Below are 18,477 nucleotides of genomic sequence, written 5' to 3'. Positions count from 1 at the left end.
ATGTCCAGAGCTGGTGAACTGGTCAGGGAGTTCAGGAACCGTACCGTCCCGCGTGAGCGCACGGCGCTGGCCATCTGGTTCTGGGAAATCGACCGTGTGCTGCTGTCGCTGATCGTCGCACTGATGGCGATCGGGCTGGTGGCGGTGGCGGCGGCTTCGCCCGTGGCGGCGATCGACCGGTCCACGAGCACGGTTTCCGTGACGCCTCTCATCTATTTCTACCGCCAGCTGATGTGGGTGTTCATCGGCCTGCCGATCATGCTGGTGATCTCCATGCTGCCCCGGACACAGGCGCGGCGGCTGGCTTTCTGCCTGTGCATCGTCTTTGCGCTGGCATTATTGTTGGTGCCGGTGCTCGGGTCCACGGTGAACGGGGCGAAGCGCTGGATCGACCTGCCGGGCTTTCGTTTCCAGCCGTCCGAGTTTCTGAAGCCCGTCTATGTGGTGACGATGGCCTGGCTGTTGTCGCTGCGCGGCAAGGATATGACGCTGCCGGTGATCCAGTTGACCTTCGTGACCACCGCGATGATCGCGGTGGTACTGATGCGGCAACCGGACTTTGGTCAGACGGTGATCTTCCTCGCCTGCTGGGGCGGGCTGCTGCTGCTGTCGGGCGTGTCGATGCGCGCCATTGGCGGTTTGGCGGGCGGCGGGCTGGGTGGCTTGGTATTAATGTACATATTCTATGAGAATGGCCGCCAGCGCATCAACGACTTTCTCGGCATCGGCGTGGCGCAGGATACCGGGCCGGACCAGACCGAACTGGCTTTCCGCACCATCACCCATGGCGGCTTTCTGGGCGTCGGACCTGGCGGCGGGCAGAATAAATTTCGCCTGCCCGAAGCGCATACCGACTATATCTTCTCCGTGATCGGGGAAGAGTTCGGCCTGCTCGCCTGCATCGGCATCGCCTGCGTCTATCTGGCCATCGTCGTGCGCGTTTTCCTGCGGATGCTGGATGAGGATGATAATTTCACCATCCTCGCAGCAGCAGGCCTCACCACCCAGTTTGGCTTACAGGCGATCATCAACATGGGCGTCAATGCCCAGATATTTCCGTCCAAGGGCATGACGCTGCCCTTTATCAGCTACGGTGGCTCCTCTATGCTGGCGCTTTGTATCGGCGTCGGCCTGTTGCTCGCGTTCACGCGGCGCAACCCCTTCATGGGTCGGCACACGGTCGTCAAATGGAGTGGTCGATGAGCATTTCCCGTCACTTCGTCCTCGCCGCAGGCGGGACGGGTGGTCATATGATTCCGGCGCATGCCGTCGCGGAAGAGCTGATGCTGCGCGGCCATCATGTCGCTCTGGTGACCGATGAGCGCGGCGCGAAGATTCCCGGCATTTTCGATAAGGCGCAGGTCCATGTCATGCCCGCAGGGCGGATGACCAAGAATCCCAAAAGCTGGCCGGGCGCCTTGAATGCGATCCTCGCGGGCCGGGCGATGGCGCGACGGCTCAACGAAACCTTCCGTCCAACTGCTGTGGTGGGTTTTGGGGGCTATCCGGCCATGCCTGCGCTGCTCGGCGCGCTGGCCGACGGTATCCCGACCGCCATCCATGAACAGAATGCGGTGTTGGGCCGGGTGAACCGCTATCTGGCCGGACGGGTCGATGCCATCGCGACCGCTTATCCGGAGGTCGGACGGCTCAAGGACAAATATGCCGGGAAGGTCCACCTGATCGGCAATCCGGTGCGCGAGGAAGTGAAGCATCTGCGCGAGGAGGAATTTCCGGCGCTGACCGACGAAAGCGTCTTCCGCGTACTGGTGATCGGCGGCAGCCAGGGGGCGACGATCCTTTCCAGCGTGGTGCCCGATGGCCTGGGCATGTTGCCTTTGAGCCTCCGCCGCCGTCTGCAAGTCACCCAGCAATGCCGCGCCGAGGATATCGAACGTGTGCGCAAGCTCTACGCCGATCTCGAAATCCCTGCGGATCTCGCGACCTATTTCAACGATGTGCCGGAGAAACTGGGCTGGTCGCATCTGGTGATCGCGCGCGCGGGCGCTTCGACGCTGGCGGAATTGACCTGCGCGGGCCGTCCGGCGATCCTGATCCCGCTGCCGAGCGCCATGGACGATCACCAGACCGCCAATGCCCGAGAAATGACCGAGGCGGGCGGTGCGCGCACCATCCCGCAGGCGCGCTTCACGGCGGTCGAACTCGCCAAGCAGATGCAGAAGATGGCGCTGGAACCCGGCGCCCTACAGAATGCCGCGAAGCGCGCTCGCGCCTGCGGCCGCCCCAATGCCGCGCGTGACATGGCCGACCTGCTGGAAAGCATCGGCCCCGCGCCCATCGTCAATGACCCGCTGCGTGTCGGCCCTACGCCGACCAGCCTTAATCTCCAGGGAGTTCCCGCATGAAGGGTGTCGGCACCGACATCGGCACGATCCATTTCATCGGCATTGGCGGCATCGGCATGTCCGGCATCGCTGAGGTGATGCATAATCTGGGTTACAAGGTTCAGGGGTCTGACGTCGCCGAAGGCTATGTGGTCGAGGGGCTGCGCAAGAAGGGCATCGATGTGATGATCGGCCACAAGGCCGAAAATCTGGGCGATGCCGCCGTGGTCGTGACCTCCACCGCGATCAAGAAAGGCAATCCGGAAGTCGATCTGGCGCTGGAAAAGCGTGTCCCCGTCATCCGCCGCGCGGAAATGCTGGCGGAACTGATGCGGCTCAAATCCACGGTCGCGATTGCGGGCACGCATGGCAAGACGACGACCACCTCCATGGTCGCGGCGCTGCTGGACGCGGGCGGGGTGGACCCGACCGTCATCAATGGCGGCATCATCAACAGCTATGGCTCCAACGCCCGTCTCGGCAAGAGCGACTGGATGGTGGTCGAAGCCGATGAGAGCGACGGCAGCTTCCTGCGGCTCGACGGCACGCTGGCGGTCGTGACCAATATCGATCCCGAGCATCTCGACCATTATGGTAGCTTCGACAAGGTGAAGGACGCCTTTGTCGAATTCGTCGAGAATGTGCCTTTCTATGGCGCGGCGATGCTGTGCCTCGATCATCCGGAAGTGCAGGCGATCCTGCCCCGCGTGCAGGACCGGCGCATCGTTACTTACGGCTTCTCGGCGCAGGCCGATATTCGCGGCGAGAATGTCCAGCCTATCCCCGGCGGCAACCGCTTCGATGTGCAGATCCGCGAGCGGGACGGCTCGACCCGCCGCATCGAAGGGATCGAAATGCCGATGCCCGGCCGCCACAATGTGCTGAACGCCATGGCGGCGATCGGCGTGGCGCTGCAAATGGGGATCAACGACACCACGATCCAGACCGGCTTCGCCAAATTCGGCGGGGTGAAGCGGCGCTTCACCAAGGTCGGGGAAATCGCCGTCGACGGCGGCACGGCCACGGTCATCGACGATTATGGCCACCATCCGGTCGAGATCAAGGCGGTACTGGCTGCCGCCCGTGAAGGGGCTAAAGGCCGCGTCATCGCCGTGGTCCAGCCGCACCGCTTCACCCGTCTGCGCGACCTGATGGACGAGTTCCAACAAGCCTTCAACGACGCCGACATCGTCTATGCCGCCCCGGTTTATCCGGCGGGCGAGCAGCCGATCGAGGGCGTGGACAGTGCCGAACTGGTCGCGGGTTTGAAGCGCCGGGGGCATCATCGCGCTTCGATCGTCGAAGGAGCCGATGAGCTTGCCCGCGTGATCGCCGCTGATGTTCAGGCGGACGACATGATCATCTGTCTCGGCGCGGGGGACATCACAAAATGGGCGGCGGGGCTTGCTGCTGCCGTTGCAGCGAAAGAGGCCGCCTGATGTTCGAACTGTTCAATGTCGGCCTGGAAATGCAGAAGCGGATAATCGACATTCAGATGCAAGGCATCGAAGTCGCCCGCGAAATGGTCGATACGGCGCAGCGCAATGTCGAGGCCGGGCATGCCGCGACCCAGGCGGGCGAAGCGGGCATGAAGGCGATGAAGGGCTGGATGCGGCTCTGGGGGATACGCGATTGAGGTTGGCGGCGACGGCTCTTCCCTCGGTTCGCGGTTCGCTCAAGCCTGATGCGCCGCTTGGCCCCCTCGTCTGGTTCAAGACGGGGGGTCTTGCGCAATGGCTGTTCGAGCCGAAGGATGTGGAGGATCTCTCGGATTTTCTGCGTGATTTGGACCCGGCGATCCCGGTGATGGCGTTGGGCCTCGGCTCCAACCTGATCGTCCGCGATGGCGGCGTTCCAGGTGTGGTCGTGCGCCTCGGCAAGCCCTTCGCCAAGGTCGAGCAGATCGACGCGACGACCCTGAGCTGCGGGGGAGGGGCTTCGGGTATTCTCGTTTCCTCGACCGCGCGCGATGCAGGCATATCGGGGCTGGAGTTTCTGCGCTCGATCCCCGGCACGGTCGGCGGTTTCGTGCGGATGAATGGCGGCGCCTATGGCCGCGAAACCTGCGATATTCTCGTGGAATGCGAAGTCGTGTTGCGTTCCGGCGAGGTGGTCACGCTGCCGCTCGACGCGCTGGGTTACACCTACCGTCACAGCACTTTGCCCGAAGGCGCGGTTGTCGTGAGCGCTGTTTTCCGGGGCGTTCCGGGCGAACCTGCTGCAATCCAGGCGGAAATGGACCGCATCGCTGCCGCCCGTGAGGAAAGCCAGCCGCTCCGTAGCAAGACCGGCGGCTCGACCTTCAAGAACCCCGAAGGTCACAAGGCCTGGGCGCTGGTGGATGAAGCCGGTTGCCGTGGTCTGCAACTGGGTGGCGCGCAGGTTTCGGAAAAGCACACCAATTTCCTCCTCAACCTTGGTGACGCGACCAGCGCGGACATCGAGGCCTTGGGCGAGGAAGTCCGCCGCCGCGTCAGGGAAAAGAGCGGCATTGAACTGGAATGGGAAATACAGCGTGTCGGCCTGTTGGCCGACGATGCCAATCGGGAAAATCTTGTGGGAGTAAGCAAGTGAGCCGTGGCCCTTGGCATGTCGCCGTCCTGATGGGTGGCTGGTCCGCCGAGCGGCCTGTTTCGCTGTCGAGCGGCGAGGGCGTCGCCAAGGCGCTGGAATCGCGCGGCCATAAGGTCACGCGCATCGACATGGGCCGCGACGTGGCCCTGCGCCTCTCCGAAACGAGGCCCGATGTCGTGTTCAACGCCCTCCACGGCGTCCCTGGCGAGGATGGCACGGTGCAGGGCATGATGGATCTGATGGGCCTCACCTACACCCATTCGGGCCTCGCCACATCGGTCATCGCCATCGACAAGCAACTTACCAAGCAGGCGCTGGTGCCCCATGGCATCCCCATGCCCGGCGGCCATATCGTGAGCAGCGAAAGCCTGTTCGAAGCCGATCCGCTGCCGCGCCCCTATGTGGTGAAGCCGGTCAATGAGGGCAGCTCGGTCGGCGTCGCCATCGTGACGCAGGACGGCAATTACGGCTCGCCCATCGGCCGGGATGTCGAGGGGCCGTGGCTGCATTTCGATGAGCTGCTGGCCGAACCCTATATTCGCGGCCGGGAACTGACGACCGCCGTGCTGGGCGATGAGGCGTTGCTGGTGACGGAACTGCGCCCGAAAAGCGGCTTCTACGATTTCGACGCCAAATATACCGACGGCATGACCGAGCATGTCTGCCCGGCGGAGATTCCCAACGAGATCGCGGAAGCCTGCAAGGCGATCGCTCTGCGCGCCCATCAACTGCTGGGCTGCAAGGGCGCGTCGCGCTCCGATTTCCGCTGGGACGACAATCAGGGGATCGAGGGGCTGTTCCTGCTCGAAGTGAACACCCAGCCGGGAATGACGCCCTTAAGCCTTGTTCCCGAACAGGCGGCGAAGCTGGGCATTGACTATGCCGAGCTGGTGGAGCGTATTGTCGAGGACGCGTTGAAGGGGAAGCAGCGCGCAAAGGGGGCAGATCATGGCTGAAGCACGCATCCGGCGTGGCGGGACGGCGCGGCTGACGCGCGCGACCGGCGCGCGCGGCCGCAGCGGAGGGAGGGGCCGCTCGGTCAAGCGCCGGAACTGGGTCGACAGCCTGCTCGACCTGCTCCCTTTCAGCGAGGAAACGCTCCAACGCATGGCGAGCTGGGCCATCGTTAGCATTGTGCTAGCGGGCTTGGTCGGCATAGCCATGCTGATGGGTCTTCCCGCCATGGCCGGGCAGAAGGCCTCCGAACTCGCCGCCAATGCGGGTTTCGAGGTCGAGAAGGTCGAAGTGCGCGGCGTCGAGCGGATGGACGAACTGCCCATCTACAATATCGCGCTGGGACAGGTGAGCCGCTCCATGCTGTCGCTCGATCTGCCCAAGGTGCGGGACGACATGCTGAAGCTTGGCTGGGTCAAGGATGCGCGCATTTCCCGCCGCCTGCCCGATACGCTGGTGGTCGATATCGTCGAGCGCGATCCGGTGGCGGTTTGGCAGCATGACGGCCAACTCCATCTGATCGACGTGCAGGGCGTGGTGCTGCAATCGGTGTCCGCGGGCGCGATGCCCGATTTGCCGCTGGTGGTCGGCCCCAATGCCAATCTCCAGACGGCGGGCCTCAACAAGTTGATGGAAAATGCGCCTGCGCTGAAGCCCATGCTGGCTGGCGCCACCTGGGTCGGGGACCGGCGCTGGGATTTGCGCTTTCAGTCGGGTGAGACGCTATCCCTGCCCGAAGGCGACAAGCCGTCGGCCACGGCGCTCGTCAATTTCGCGCGGATGGATGGCGTGAACCGGCTGCTGGGCCGGGGCATCGTCAAGTTCGACATGCGCGATCCCGACCGCTTCGTGCTGCGCCTGCCGCAGGGCCAGGGCACCGGCACGTCCAGCGAAAAGCCTGCGGCAAGCGCGGACGCGCCCGCCAAGGGCGAGGAAGGCTGACTCCATGGCTCAACCCAAGGTCGAAAAGTTCGTCACCGCGATCGATATCGGATCGTGGAAGGTGTCCGCGCTGATCGCGGGGCGCACCGAAAATGGCGAACTGGCGATTTTGGGGACGGGCCAACGCGAAAGCCGGGGCGTGCGGCGCGGCTTCATTGCCGACATGGAGCGGACAGAATTGGCCGTGCGTGAAACGGTCGAGCAGGCCGAGCGCGTGGCGGGCACGAATATCGAGGATGTCTGGGTCAGCTTTTCGGGTGGCTCTCTCGTCAGCGACGTCGTCACGGTCGAGCGCGACATGGGCGGATATCGCGTCGAGCAGGCCGATATCGATGACCTGCTTACCACCGGCCAGCAGGGCATCGATCCCGAAGGGCGCGTGGTTCTGCACGCGCAGCCGACCTGTTTCACCATCAATGGCCGCGTGCCGGTGAAGAAGCCGCTGGGCATGCATGCCGACCTGCTGGGCGTCGATATCCATGTGGTGCTGGCCGATGGCGCGCCGCTGGCCAATCTCGACCTGTGCGTTCGAGGGGCTTATCTCAATGTGAACAGCATCGTCGCTTCGCCTATTGCCACCGGCCTGGCCTGCCTGTCCGAAGAGGAGAGGGACTTGGGCGTCGCGTTGGTCGAATTGGGTGCGGGCGTCACCAATGTCTCGCTTTATGCGGGTGGCATGCTGGTCGGCCTGCACAGCATTCCCATCGGCGCGTCGGATATCACCGACGACATCGCTTCCGCCTTCGGTATCCGCCGCAGCCAGGCGGAGCGGATCAAATGCTTCTACGGCTCCGCCATGCAGAATCGCCGCGATTTCCGGGACATGATCGAGATCGCCGCGCCCCATGGCGATGTCGCCATTCCCGGCCAGAGCGCCGGTCCCAACGCCGATGGCGGCAAGATCACTCGCGCCGCGCTGGTGGCGGTGATCTGCGAGCGGCTGAACCAGATCATGGTCGAGGTGAACGCCGCGCTCGCCGGCATGGGTTTCAACACGCCCACGGGGCGGCAAGTGGTGCTGACCGGCGGCGGCGCCGAAATGAAGGGCATTGCCGACTATGCCCAGGGTGCTTTAGGGCGCGCCGTGCGCATCGGGCGGCCCCGTGGCCTCGCCGCCTTGCCCGAGGCGCATAGCGGTCCGGCCTTTGCGACTTTGGCCGGTCTTGCGCTTTACGGCGCTTCGAACCCGGTTGATCTTAGAACGATAGCGCCTGCCTCTCAGACGGTTCATCGTATCGGTGCGCCTGCCTGGTGGCAAAGAATGGTCAAAGCCATGAAGACGAACTATTGAAATAAAGTGAAGTCAGGCGAAATTTACTGGTGAATTACGCCATCATCTGTTGCATTAACCTTCGATGACAGTTTCGCTCACGTCACCGAAGCTGGAGGGAGCTAGAATTTATGAGCATTGAAATCAGCCCACCGCATGTGGACGAGTTGAAGCCACGCATCGCGGTGATCGGCGTCGGCGGCGCGGGCGGCAACGCCATCGCGAACATGATCGCCGCCTCGGTCGAGGGCGTTGATTTCATCGTCGCCAATACCGATGCGCAGGCGCTGAACGCCTCGCCCGCGGAACGGCGCATCCAGCTTGGTCCGCAGATCACCGAAGGCCTGGGCGCAGGCTCCCGCCCCGAAATCGGCAAGGCAGCGGCTGAGGAAACCATCGCTTCGGTCGAGCAGGCTCTGGACGGCGCGCATATGTGCTTCATCGCCGCCGGCATGGGCGGCGGCACCGGCACAGGCGCTGCTCCCGTCATCGCCAAGGCTGCGCGCGATCGCGGCATTCTGACTGTCGGCGTCGTGACCAAGCCCTTCACCTTCGAGGGCAACCGCCGCATGAAGTCGGCGGAAAGCGGCATCGAGGAACTGCAAAAGCATGTCGATACCCTCATCGTCATCCCGAACCAGAATCTGTTCCTGATCGCCAACCCGAACACCACCTTCAAGGAAGCCTTCCAGATGGCGGACGAGGTGTTGCAGCAGGGCGTTCGCGGCATCACCGACCTGATGGTCATGCCGGGCCTCATCAATCTCGACTTTGCCGACGTCCGCTCGGTCATGGGCGAGATGGGCAAGGCGATGATGGGCACCGGCGAGGCCGAAGGCGACGGCCGCGCGCTCCAGGCGGCGGAAAAGGCGATCGCCAACCCGCTGCTCGACGGTGTGTCGATGCGTGGCGCGAAGGGCGTCATCGTCTCCATCGTCGGCGGCGACGACATGCGCCTGATGGAAGTGGACGAAGCCGCCAACCATATCCGCGAGCTGGTCGATCCGGATGCCAACATCATCTGGGGTTCGGCGTTCAACGACAATCTGAACGGCAAGATCCGCGTGTCGGTGGTCGCCACCGGCATCGACAGCGATGCAGGCGCCGCTGCCGCGCCGTTGACGCAGCCGTTCAGCTTCGCCAGCCGTCCGGCCGTCGCTGTGCCGACTGCCGCCGCGTCCAGGTCCGCGCCGCAGCCGGTTCCGGCCCCTGCGCCGGCCGCCGCGCCCGAGCCGGAACCTGAAACGCTGGAACTGGACGTGCCTGCGGCGCCTGCCCCTGCGCCGCTGACCCCGCCGGTCGCGGAACAGCCCAAGCCTGCGCCTTTCACGCCGACGCGTCCGGCCGCCGTCTTCTCGGATGAAGACCCCTCGCAAGACGAATTGCTGCTAGGCGCTGAGGAAGCCGAAGCCAAGCCGGCTCCGGCCCCCGCGCCGCAGGCGGCTCCGCGTGTCGCCACCGGCGGGACGCTGTTCGAGCGGATGGCGGGTCTTACCCGTGGCGCGGACAAGGGCGCCGCGGCCAGCGATGATGGCGCGCCGACTCCGGATATTCCGCGTTTCCTGAACCGTCAGAGCAACCAGTAATCGGACGCGGGCTTCGGCCCCGCCTCAGCAGGACAAGCGCGCTATCGGCTGCCATGGGCAACCGGGCGCGCTTTTTCTTTCGACATATTCCCTTGCCCCGCTTCCTTCCGCTAAAGGGCTGCCTGTGAGACGTTATGACATATGGATTCTGGGCGGGCTGCTTTTAGCGGGCCTCGCGCCAGCACAACCAATTCTGGCACAACCGGCTCAGGTGCAGGGGATGCGCCCTTCCAGCGCGGAAAATCTCAACACTAATCTCGCGCGTCTGGCGTCCAATCCGCGCGATGTGGCAGCGCTGATCGGCGCGGGCGAGGCGGCGCTCGACATGGACGACGCGCGTGCGGCGGCGGGCTTTTTCGCGCGCGCCGACATGCTCCAGCCGAATAATGGCAAGGTGAAGGCGGGCCTTGGCCGGGTGATGCTCAAGAACCAGAATCCGGGCGAGGCGCTGCGCCTGTTCGATCAGGCAACGCGGCTGGGCTATTCCGAAGTGGTGCTGCTGTCCGATCGCGGCCTTGCCAAGGACATGACCGGCGATCAGGCCGGGGCGCAGCGCGATTATCAGGCGGCGCTCCAGCGGACGCCCGATGATGTGGAACTGACCCATCGCTACGCGGCGTCCCTTGGCATATCGGGGCAGGTGGATGCGGCGGAACGGGTGCTGAAACCGCTGCTTTACAAGAGCGACCGTGCCGCCTGGCGCTACCGCGCCTTCATCCTGGCGATGAACAACCGGCAGGCCGACGCGAAGAAGATTGCCGAGCAGACCATGCCGTCGCAACTCGCCACGGCGATCCTGCCCTATATGCAGAAAATGCCCTATCTGACGGCGGCCCAGAAAGCGGCGGCCGTGCATTTCGGGCATTTCCCGGCCAATGTCGGCACGACCATCGCCGCCGTGACGCCGACGCCGCCAGCCTTTGCGTCAGCGGCGTCAACCGCCAGGCCGCCGGTTGCCGAGACGCCGCAAGCTGCCAAGGCCGGACGGCAGGATCGTTCGCGCCGCAATGGGGCGGGCAGCGCCACGCTCGCCCAGGCGGAAGGGCCGCCTCGTCCGGTCGCCGCGCCGCCTTCCTATCAGCCTGCGCCGACACGGGAAGCCGCCGCTCGACCAGCGCAGGCGCCCGCTTCCACACCTCAGGCTGCGCCCCGCGCAGCACAACAGGCCACCATTCCTGCCGCGAATGTGCAGGGTCCACCGGCGCCCGGTTTCGAGTCTGTCCCGGCCCAGCCTGCCACGCCCGCCAGCCCATCGGCCAGTCAGCTCAACGCGATCACGCTGGCGCAGGCGTCCGTGCCTCGTTCGCCCGTGCCACAACCGCAGAGCGCGCCCGTCCCGGCGCCCGCACCTACTCCGCCAGCCACCCCTCCTGCCGCTATGGCTGAAGCCGCGCCTCCGGCAACCGCGCCCCAGCCGCAGATCGACCCCGCCGTGACCCGGTCGCTGGCCGACATCATCCACGCCATCGACGTGCCGGAATCCGAACGCCAATCGAGCGTCGTCGCGGTGGACCTTTCCGAAATCGCGCAGATGCAGGCAGCCCGCCGCGCCGAACGCGAAACCGCCGCCGCTGTTGCCGCGGAAAAGGCGAAGAAGGCCGCTGCCGCCAAGGCAAAGGCGGAAGCAGACGCCAAGGCGAAGCAACTGGCAGAAGAAAAGAAGAAGGCCGCCGAGGAAAAGGCGCGCCTTGCCGCCAATCCCTCGCGCAACTGGCTTCAGGTGGGTACGGGAGCGAACAAGGGTGCGCTGGCCTTCACCATGAAGGGGCTACGCAAGAAATATGACTCGCTCGAACCCCAGGATGCCTGGGTCGCGGGCTGGGGCCGAACCAACCGCCTGCTGGTCGGACCGTTCAGCAGCTTCGCCCGCGCCAAGGCGCTGGCGGACAAGCTCAAATCGGCAGGGGCGGACGTGTTTGCCTGGAAAAGCGATGCCGGGGAGGTCGTTGAACAGCTCCCGGCCAAGTAGAGCGATTTCAGGTCGGATGGACCATCTGGAGACTCGGAACCGCGAGGCCGGCGTAGCCAATTACGGGAAACAGCTTTAAAGGGCGCGGCATGACGCTGCTTGCTTCCTATGCATCGCACCCCGGCAAGAGCCGGGGCCGCCTCCACGCCGAACCCGGCGGCGAGATGCGCGGCCCCCGCGACGTGTTTCAGCGCGACCGCGACCGGATCATCCATAGCATCGCCTTCCGCCGCCTGCGGCACAAGACGCAGGTGTTCGTCTCCCCCGACGGCGATCATTTCCGCGTCCGCCTGACCCATAGTCTGGAGGTCGCGCAGATCGGCCGCACCACGGCGCGGACCCTGGGCCTCAACGAAGATCTGACTGAGGCGCTTTGCCTCGCCCATGACATCGGCCATCCACCCTTCGGCCATGCAGGCGAGGATGCGCTGGAGGCGGCGCTCGACGATCATGGCGGCTTCGATCACAATGCCCATACGTTGCGCACGCTGATGCTGCTGGAAAGCCCCTATCCGCTGTTCCGGGGGCTGAATTTGAGCTGGGAAATGCTGGAGGGGCTGGCCAAGCATAATGGCCCGATCACCCGTCCCGGCTGGGCGATGCAAGAGGTGGACGCGCTGTTTCCGCTCGACCTTGCGAGCCATGCCTCGCTGGAGGCGCAGTTGGCGGCGATCGCGGACGACATCGCCTATGACAATCACGACATCGATGACGGCCTGCGCGCCGGATTGCTGAGCCTGGACCAGTTGCTGACCATTCCGCTGGTCAGGATCTGCTGGGATCGCGTTCGCGTCCGTTATCCCGACGTGCCCCAGGACCGGTTGCTGCGCGAACTGGTGCGTGAGCAGATCGGGGTCATGGCGAACGACCTGATCGCCGCTACCCGGGCCAATATCGCGGACGCCGGCGTGAAAACGGTCGACGATGTCCGTGGGGCTGGACGCACGCTGGTCGCCTTCTCGCCCGAACTGGCGGCGCAGGAGCGCGAACTCAAGCGTTTCATGTACGCCACGCTCTACCACCATCCCACGCAGCTTGCGGCGGCCGACCGGGCGAGGGTGATCGTCATCGACCTCTTCCGCGCCTATCAGGCCGATCCGAAGCTGATGCCCGAGGAATGGCGCGACGATTGCGTCTCGTCCGAACCGCAGCGCAGCCGCCACATCGCGGATTTCATCGCCGGCATGACCGATCGTTATGCGGAAAAGCGCCATGCGGAAATCTTCGGCAGGCTGGAGATTGCCTAAAACCGCTCATACTCTCCGATTGCCCGATTGACGCCGGGGCGCGTTTGACGCAATGCGAAGAGGTCTCCGTTGCCGAGGATTCGGCGCCGGACTTGATGCGGGAGAGCATGGGAAGCCTTTCAGGCCACCCCATCGCCGAAGGAGCAACCGCCCCGGAATCTCTCAGGCCAAAGGACCGCATCATGGGCAGGCACTCTGGAAAGCGGACGGTTTAACGCCGTCCCACCGAAGGGGTAAGCCATCCGGTCGATTGGCCGGTGGTCAAAGCTCTCAGGTTCCGTGACAGAGGGGGTGGCAGACGCGATGGGTCCGACTCCGGACGCCTGCGTGTGTCGCCTGTAACTCGTACGGAAAGGCCACCTCCCATGTCCGGCAATGACGACATCGCTCATCTCGAAGAAGAATTGCCGCTGCAGGATCTGCCGCTGGATGCCTGGCATCGTGGCAGGGGTGCGCGAATGGTCGGCTTTGCCGGCTATCACATGCCGATCCAATATGAAGGCATCATGGCCGAACATGCCTGGACGCGCGAGCATGCCGGGCTGTTCGACGTCAGCCATATGGGTCAGCTCACCTTCTCCGGCGAGGGCGTGGACGAGGCGCTGGAGCATCTGCTGCCGAGCGACATCAAGGGACTGACACCCTTCCGCCAGCGCTATTCGATGCTGCTGGACGAAGAGGGCGGCATTCTCGATGATCTGATGGTCTCGCGCCTTGGCGGCGACGCCTTTGATGGCGCGGCCATCTATATGGTCGTCAACGGCGCGACCAAATATGACGATATCGGCTGGATGATCGAGCATCTGCCCGATGAGGTCGTCATGAATCATATGGACGAGCAGGCTCTGCTGGCCCTGCAAGGCCCGGAAGCGGGCGAGGCGCTGGCGGCGCTCATTCCTGAAACCGCCGAGCTGATCTTCATGCAGTCCGGCCCGTTCACCTGGCGCGGCGTGTCGCTATGGATCAGCCGTTCGGGCTATACCGGCGAGGACGGCTTCGAGATCAGCGTTCCCGCCGAGGATGCGGCGCTGCTGGCGGAGGCGCTGTGCGAACTGCCGCAGGTGAAGCCGATCGGTCTTGGTGCGCGGGATTCGTTGCGGCTGGAGGCGGGCTTGCCGCTCTATGGTCACGATCTGACGCCCGCCGTCAGCACCATCGGCGCGGATCTGGGCTTCGCCATCCAGAAGCGCCGCCGCGAGGAAGGCGGCTTCATCGGCCATGCCCGCGTGATGAAGGAACTGGCCGACGGGCCGGGTTCGAAGCGTGTGGGCCTGAAGATCGAAGGCCGCTTGCCTGCGCGTGAAGGCGCGGCGATCTATGCCGGCGACGTGCTGGTGGGCGAGGTGACGTCGGGCGGCTTCGCGCCGACCGTGGGCGCGCCGATCGCCATGGGCTGGGTCAGCCTGCCCCATGCCGGGCTGGGCGAAGCGCTGGAGATCGAGGTGCGTGGCAAGCGCATCGCCGCCACCGTCGCGCCGATGCCGTTCGTGCCGCACCGTTACCGCCGCAAGGCTTGACTGTTTTCCGAGGGGAGTAAATCCATGAGCCGTTATTTCACCGACGAACATGAATGGATCGATGTCGAGGGCGAAATCGCCACCGTCGGCATCACCGACTATGCGCAGGAACAGTTGGGCGACATCGTGTTCGTCGAACTGCCCGCCGAAGGCACCAGCTTCGAAAAGGGCGACGACGCCGCCGTCGTGGAGTCGGTCAAGGCCGCTTCGGACGTCTATGCGCCGATCTCCGGCGAAGTCGTCGAGACCAACGGCGCGCTGGAGGATGAACCCGCGCTGGTGAACAGCGACGCCGAGGAAGACGGCTGGTTCTTCAAGCTGCGCATTGCCGATGCGAGCGAGCTGGAAGGCCTGATGAACGAAGCCGCTTACAAGAAGTTCGTGGCCTCGCTCTGATCTTATCATCGTCATCCCCGCGAAGGCGGGGATGACGCCCGCAGGAAAACATCATGCGCTACCTACCCCTTACCGACACCGACCGGCAGGAGATGCTGTCTGTCATCGGCGCGACCTCCATCGATGACCTGTTCGTGGACGTCCCCGCCGAAGCCCGGCTTTCCGACAAGATCGCAGGCCTGCCCGATCATGCCAGCGAGCTGGCGGTCGAGCGCCACATGGCGGCCCTGGCGCGGAAAAATCTGTCGGCAGGGGAGGCGCCCTTCTTCCTGGGCGCAGGCGCCTACAGGCATCATGTCCCCGCCAGCGTCGATCATCTGATCCAGCGCGGCGAGTTCCTGACCGCCTATACGCCCTATCAGCCGGAAATCGCTCAGGGCACGCTCCAGGTGCTGTTCGAATTCCAGACGCAGGTGGCGCGCCTGCTCGGCTGCGATGTCGCCAACGCGTCCATGTATGACGGCTCGACCGCCTGCTGGGAGGCGATCGGCATGGCCCGCCGCATCACCAAGCGGGGCAAGGCGATCCTCTCCTCCGGCCTGCATCCCCATTATGTCTCGGTCGCCAACACCATGGCGAAGTTCACCGGCGACGCGCTGGTGCATGAAGCGCCGACCCTGGACGCCGTCACGGACATCGATGCGCTGATCGCCAGGATCGACAAGGATACGAGCTGCGTCGTCGTCCAATATCCCGACATTCTCGGCCGCATCGCTGACTTGGCCCCGCTCGCGGACGCTGCCCATGCGGCGGGCGCGCTGCTGGTTGCCGTCGTGACGGAGCCGGTTGCGCTGGGCGCTTGTCGGGCGCCGGGCCATATGGGCGCGGACATCGTGGTGGGTGAAGGCCAGTCGATCGGCGTCGGCCTGCAATTTGGCGGGCCTTATCTGGGCCTGTTCGCGTGCAAGCAGAAATATGTCCGCCAGATGCCGGGCCGCCTCTGCGGCGAGACGGTGGACGCGGCGGGCAAGCGCGGCTTCGTGCTGACCCTATCGACCCGCGAGCAACATATCCGCCGCGAAAAGGCGACGTCGAACATCTGCACCAATTCCGGCCTCTGTGCGCTGGCGTTCAGCATCCACATGACGCTGCTGGGCGAGAAGGGCTTGCGCGAACTCGCCACGCTCAACCATGGGCTTGCCTGTCAGGCGGCCGACCGTTTGGCGCAGGTGCCGGGCGTGAAGCTGCTCAACGACAGCTTCTTCAATGAGTTCACGCTGGTTCTGTCGAAGGACGCCCGCGAAATCGTTCGCACCCTTGCCGACAAGGGCGTGCTGGGCGGCGTGTCGCTGGGCCGCCTGTTCCCGGATGCGCCGGATATCGGCCACGGCCTCGTCGTCGCCGTCACCGAAACCGTGACGCCGGAGGATATCGAGAGTTTTGCCAAGGCACTTGAGGAGGAACTGGCATGACCATGCTGAAGGAAGGCCGCCCCACCGCGCCGCAAGCCTTGGACGAAGCCGACACGGCCCCCGCAACCGCCACGGGCAACCGCGCGCTGATGCTGGAGGAGGCGCTGATCTTCGAGATCGGTTCGACCGACACCACCGGCGTCGACTTCGCGGAAGCGCCGAAGGTCGCCAGCCGCCTGGGCAATCTCGCCCGCACGGACGGCATCGGCCTGCCGGGCCTGTCGGAACAGGAAACGGTGCGCCATTATACGCGCCTCAGCCGCCAGAATTACGCCATCGACCTTGGCCTGTTCCCGCTTGGCTCCTGCACGATGAAGCATAATCCGCGCCTCAACGAAAAGGTCGCGCGGATGCCCGGTTTCGCGGATCTCCACCCGCTTGCGCCCCAATCGACGGTGCAGGGCGCGCTGGCGGTGATCCATGAACTGGCCGAATGGCTCATAAAGCTGACTGGCATGCATTCGGTCGCGATGAGCCCCAAGGCAGGCGCGCATGGCGAGCTGTGCGGCCTGCTGGCGATCCGCGCCGCGCTGGAAGCCCGTGGCGACGCCCGCAGCGTCATCCTCGTCCCGGAAAGCGCCCATGGCACCAATCCGGCCACCGCCGCTTTTTGCGGCTACAAGGTCGAGGATATTCCGGCGACCCCGGACGGCCGCGTCGATCTGGAAGCCTTGAAGGCCCGCCTTGGCCCTGACGTCGCGGCGGTGATGATCACCAACCCCAACACCTGCGGCCTGTTCGAGCGCGACATGAAGACGATCTCCGACGCGGTCCACGCCGCCGGAGCCTTCGTCTATTGCGACGGTGCGAACTTCAACGCCATTGTCGGCCGGGTCCGTCCCGGCGACCTGGGCGTCGACGCCATGCACATCAACCTGCACAAGACCTTCTCCACGCCCCATGGCGGCGGCGGTCCGGGTTCCGGCCCGGTGGTGCTGTCGGAAGCGCTCGCCCCCTTCGCGCCGCTGCCCTTTGTGGAAAAGCAGGGCAATGGTTTCGCGCTGGTCGAGGAAGAGACGGCCGGGGAGCATCATGCCAGCAGCTTCGGCCGCATGGTCGCCTTCCACGGCCAGATGGGCATGTTCACCCGCGCGCTGACTTATATCCTCAGCCACGGCGCGGACGGTCTGCGCCAGGTGGCGAGTGACGCGGTGCTGAACGCCAATTACATCTTGCGCAGCCTGGACGATGTGCTGGACGCGCCGTTCGGCGGCAGCGGCCCCTGCATGCATGAGGCTCTGTTCAGCGACAAGGGGCTGGCCGAGGGCTTCACCACGCTCGACATCGCCAAGGGGCTGATCGACGAGGGCTTCCACCCGATGACCATGTATTTTCCGCTGGTCGTCCATGGCGCGATGCTGGTCGAACCCACCGAGACGGAAAGCAAGGCCGCGCTCGACCAGTTCATCATGGCGCTGCGCAGCCTGGCGGAACGCGCCAAGGCGGGCGATGAAGCGCTGAAGGGCGCGCCCTATTTCGCCCCGCGCCGCCGCCTTGATGAGACGCTGGCAGCGCGCAAGCCGGTCCTGACCTGGAGCGAACCCACGCTGGCGCAGGCCGCCGAATGACGGACCAGCCGGAGCCGTGGGAACCCGGTTCCGGCCCGGTTGCAGCGGGCAGCGGCGATCTCAGGCGCTATGCTCCCGCCACGGAGCGCAACCGCGACGCCATTCTTGGCCTGCTGCGCGAAGAACTGCCATCCTCCGGCCTCGTGCTGGAGGTGGCGAGCGGCAGCGGCGAACATGCGATCCACTTCGCCGCAGCCTTGCCCGATCTCGATTGGCAACCGAGCGATCCCGATCCGGCAGCGCTGGCATCCATCGAGGCGTGGCGTCAGGAAGCGGGCCTTACCAATCTCCGCACGCCGATCCGGCTCGACGCTGCTGCGCCTTGGCCGGTGGATCGCGCCAACGCGATCCTCTGCATCAATATGGTCCACATCTCCCCCTGGATCGCGACGCTCGGGCTGCTGCGTGGGGCAGGGGCATGCTTGCCTCCCGAGGGCTTGCTTTATCTCTACGGTCCCTATCTGCGTGACGATGTGGAAACCGCGCCCAGCAATCTGGCATTCCATGCTTCGCTCAAGGCCCGCGACCCGCAATGGGGCCTGCGCCGCGTCGAGGATGTGATCGCCGCCGCCGATGCCCAAGGGCTGCGCTTCGACCGCCTTGTGGAAATGCCTGCCAACAACCTGTCGTTGCTATTTAAACGGCGGGATTGAAAGACCGGCGCGTGCCTGCGAAAGCAGGAGCGCGAAGTGCCCAG

16 protein-coding genes and 1 riboswitch are annotated in these 18,477 nt (G+C 65.0%); all 16 genes read left to right on the top strand.

Annotation, left to right across the window (positions count from 1 at the left end):
- Positions 1–1,203 carry an FtsW/RodA/SpoVE family cell cycle protein gene (locus K426_RS16595; RefSeq protein ID WP_066559387.1) on the top strand — a complete coding sequence of 401 codons (1,203 nt, stop codon included), beginning with the start codon at positions 1–3 and terminating at the stop codon, positions 1,201–1,203.
- Complete coding sequence (gene murG, locus K426_RS16590) at positions 1,200–2,366, top strand: undecaprenyldiphospho-muramoylpentapeptide beta-N-acetylglucosaminyltransferase (RefSeq protein WP_066559386.1); 1,167 nt, start codon at positions 1,200–1,202, stop codon at positions 2,364–2,366. The genes K426_RS16595 and murG overlap by 4 nt, the downstream gene beginning before the upstream one ends.
- Entirely contained in the window at positions 2,363–3,784 is a 1,422-nt protein-coding gene (murC, locus tag K426_RS16585) for a UDP-N-acetylmuramate--L-alanine ligase (RefSeq protein WP_066559383.1), read from the top strand. Before murG ends, murC begins: the two co-directional genes overlap by 4 nt.
- The gene (locus K426_RS16580) at positions 3,784–3,981 is read left to right on the top strand and encodes a hypothetical protein (RefSeq protein ID WP_066561907.1); all 198 of its coding nucleotides are present in this window, start codon (positions 3,784–3,786) and stop codon (positions 3,979–3,981) included. The genes murC and K426_RS16580 overlap by 1 nt, the downstream gene beginning before the upstream one ends.
- Positions 3,978–4,919 (top strand): UDP-N-acetylmuramate dehydrogenase, encoded by a 942-nt coding sequence (murB, locus tag K426_RS16575; RefSeq protein WP_082748644.1) that lies wholly within the window; start codon positions 3,978–3,980, stop codon positions 4,917–4,919. Before K426_RS16580 ends, murB begins: the two co-directional genes overlap by 4 nt.
- A complete protein-coding gene (locus K426_RS16570; RefSeq protein ID WP_066559381.1) occupies positions 4,916–5,875 on the top strand; it encodes a D-alanine--D-alanine ligase in 960 nt (319 codons plus the stop codon). Before murB ends, K426_RS16570 begins: the two co-directional genes overlap by 4 nt.
- Complete coding sequence (locus K426_RS16565; RefSeq protein WP_066559379.1) at positions 5,868–6,815, top strand: cell division protein FtsQ/DivIB; 948 nt, start codon at positions 5,868–5,870, stop codon at positions 6,813–6,815. Before K426_RS16570 ends, K426_RS16565 begins: the two co-directional genes overlap by 8 nt.
- Positions 6,816–6,819: 4 nt before the next feature.
- On the top strand, positions 6,820–8,106 hold the full coding sequence (ftsA, locus tag K426_RS16560) for a cell division protein FtsA (protein ID WP_066559376.1): 1,287 nt from the start codon (positions 6,820–6,822) through the stop codon (positions 8,104–8,106).
- Between the two features lie 110 nt (positions 8,107–8,216).
- Positions 8,217–9,671: a cell division protein FtsZ gene (gene ftsZ / locus K426_RS16555; RefSeq protein WP_066559375.1), complete on the top strand. Its 1,455-nt coding sequence runs from the start codon at positions 8,217–8,219 to the stop codon at positions 9,669–9,671.
- A 124-nt stretch (positions 9,672–9,795) separates the two neighbouring features.
- Positions 9,796–11,640: an SPOR domain-containing protein gene (locus K426_RS16550; RefSeq protein WP_066559372.1), complete on the top strand. Its 1,845-nt coding sequence runs from the start codon at positions 9,796–9,798 to the stop codon at positions 11,638–11,640.
- Between the two features lie 89 nt (positions 11,641–11,729).
- Entirely contained in the window at positions 11,730–12,887 is a 1,158-nt protein-coding gene (locus tag K426_RS16545; RefSeq protein ID WP_066559368.1) for a deoxyguanosinetriphosphate triphosphohydrolase, read from the top strand.
- Positions 12,888–12,975: 88 nt separating this feature from the next.
- Positions 12,976–13,075, top strand: a riboswitch (glycine riboswitch).
- A 177-nt stretch (positions 13,076–13,252) separates the two neighbouring features.
- Positions 13,253–14,404, top strand: coding sequence for a glycine cleavage system aminomethyltransferase GcvT (gene gcvT / locus K426_RS16540; RefSeq protein ID WP_066559367.1), 1,152 nt, complete (start codon positions 13,253–13,255; stop codon positions 14,402–14,404).
- A gap of 24 nt (positions 14,405–14,428) precedes the next feature.
- Complete coding sequence (gene gcvH, locus K426_RS16535) at positions 14,429–14,800, top strand: glycine cleavage system protein GcvH (RefSeq protein ID WP_066559365.1); 372 nt, start codon at positions 14,429–14,431, stop codon at positions 14,798–14,800.
- 53 nt (positions 14,801–14,853) lie between these two features.
- Positions 14,854–16,212: an aminomethyl-transferring glycine dehydrogenase subunit GcvPA gene (gene gcvPA / locus K426_RS16530; RefSeq protein WP_066559362.1), complete on the top strand. Its 1,359-nt coding sequence runs from the start codon at positions 14,854–14,856 to the stop codon at positions 16,210–16,212.
- Positions 16,209–17,780, top strand: a complete 1,572-nt coding sequence (gene gcvPB / locus K426_RS16525; RefSeq protein WP_066559360.1) for an aminomethyl-transferring glycine dehydrogenase subunit GcvPB — start codon at positions 16,209–16,211, stop codon at positions 17,778–17,780. The genes gcvPA and gcvPB overlap by 4 nt, the downstream gene beginning before the upstream one ends.
- Positions 17,777–18,433 carry a DUF938 domain-containing protein gene (locus K426_RS16520; protein WP_066559357.1) on the top strand — a complete coding sequence of 219 codons (657 nt, stop codon included), beginning with the start codon at positions 17,777–17,779 and terminating at the stop codon, positions 18,431–18,433. Before gcvPB ends, K426_RS16520 begins: the two co-directional genes overlap by 4 nt.
- Positions 18,434–18,477: the final 44 nt, after the last annotated feature.

Origin of the sequence: Sphingobium sp. TKS, assembly GCF_001563265.1 — a bacterium.
GTDB lineage: Bacteria > Pseudomonadota > Alphaproteobacteria > Sphingomonadales > Sphingomonadaceae > Sphingobium.
This window is presented reverse-complemented; position numbering and strand designations above follow the sequence as displayed.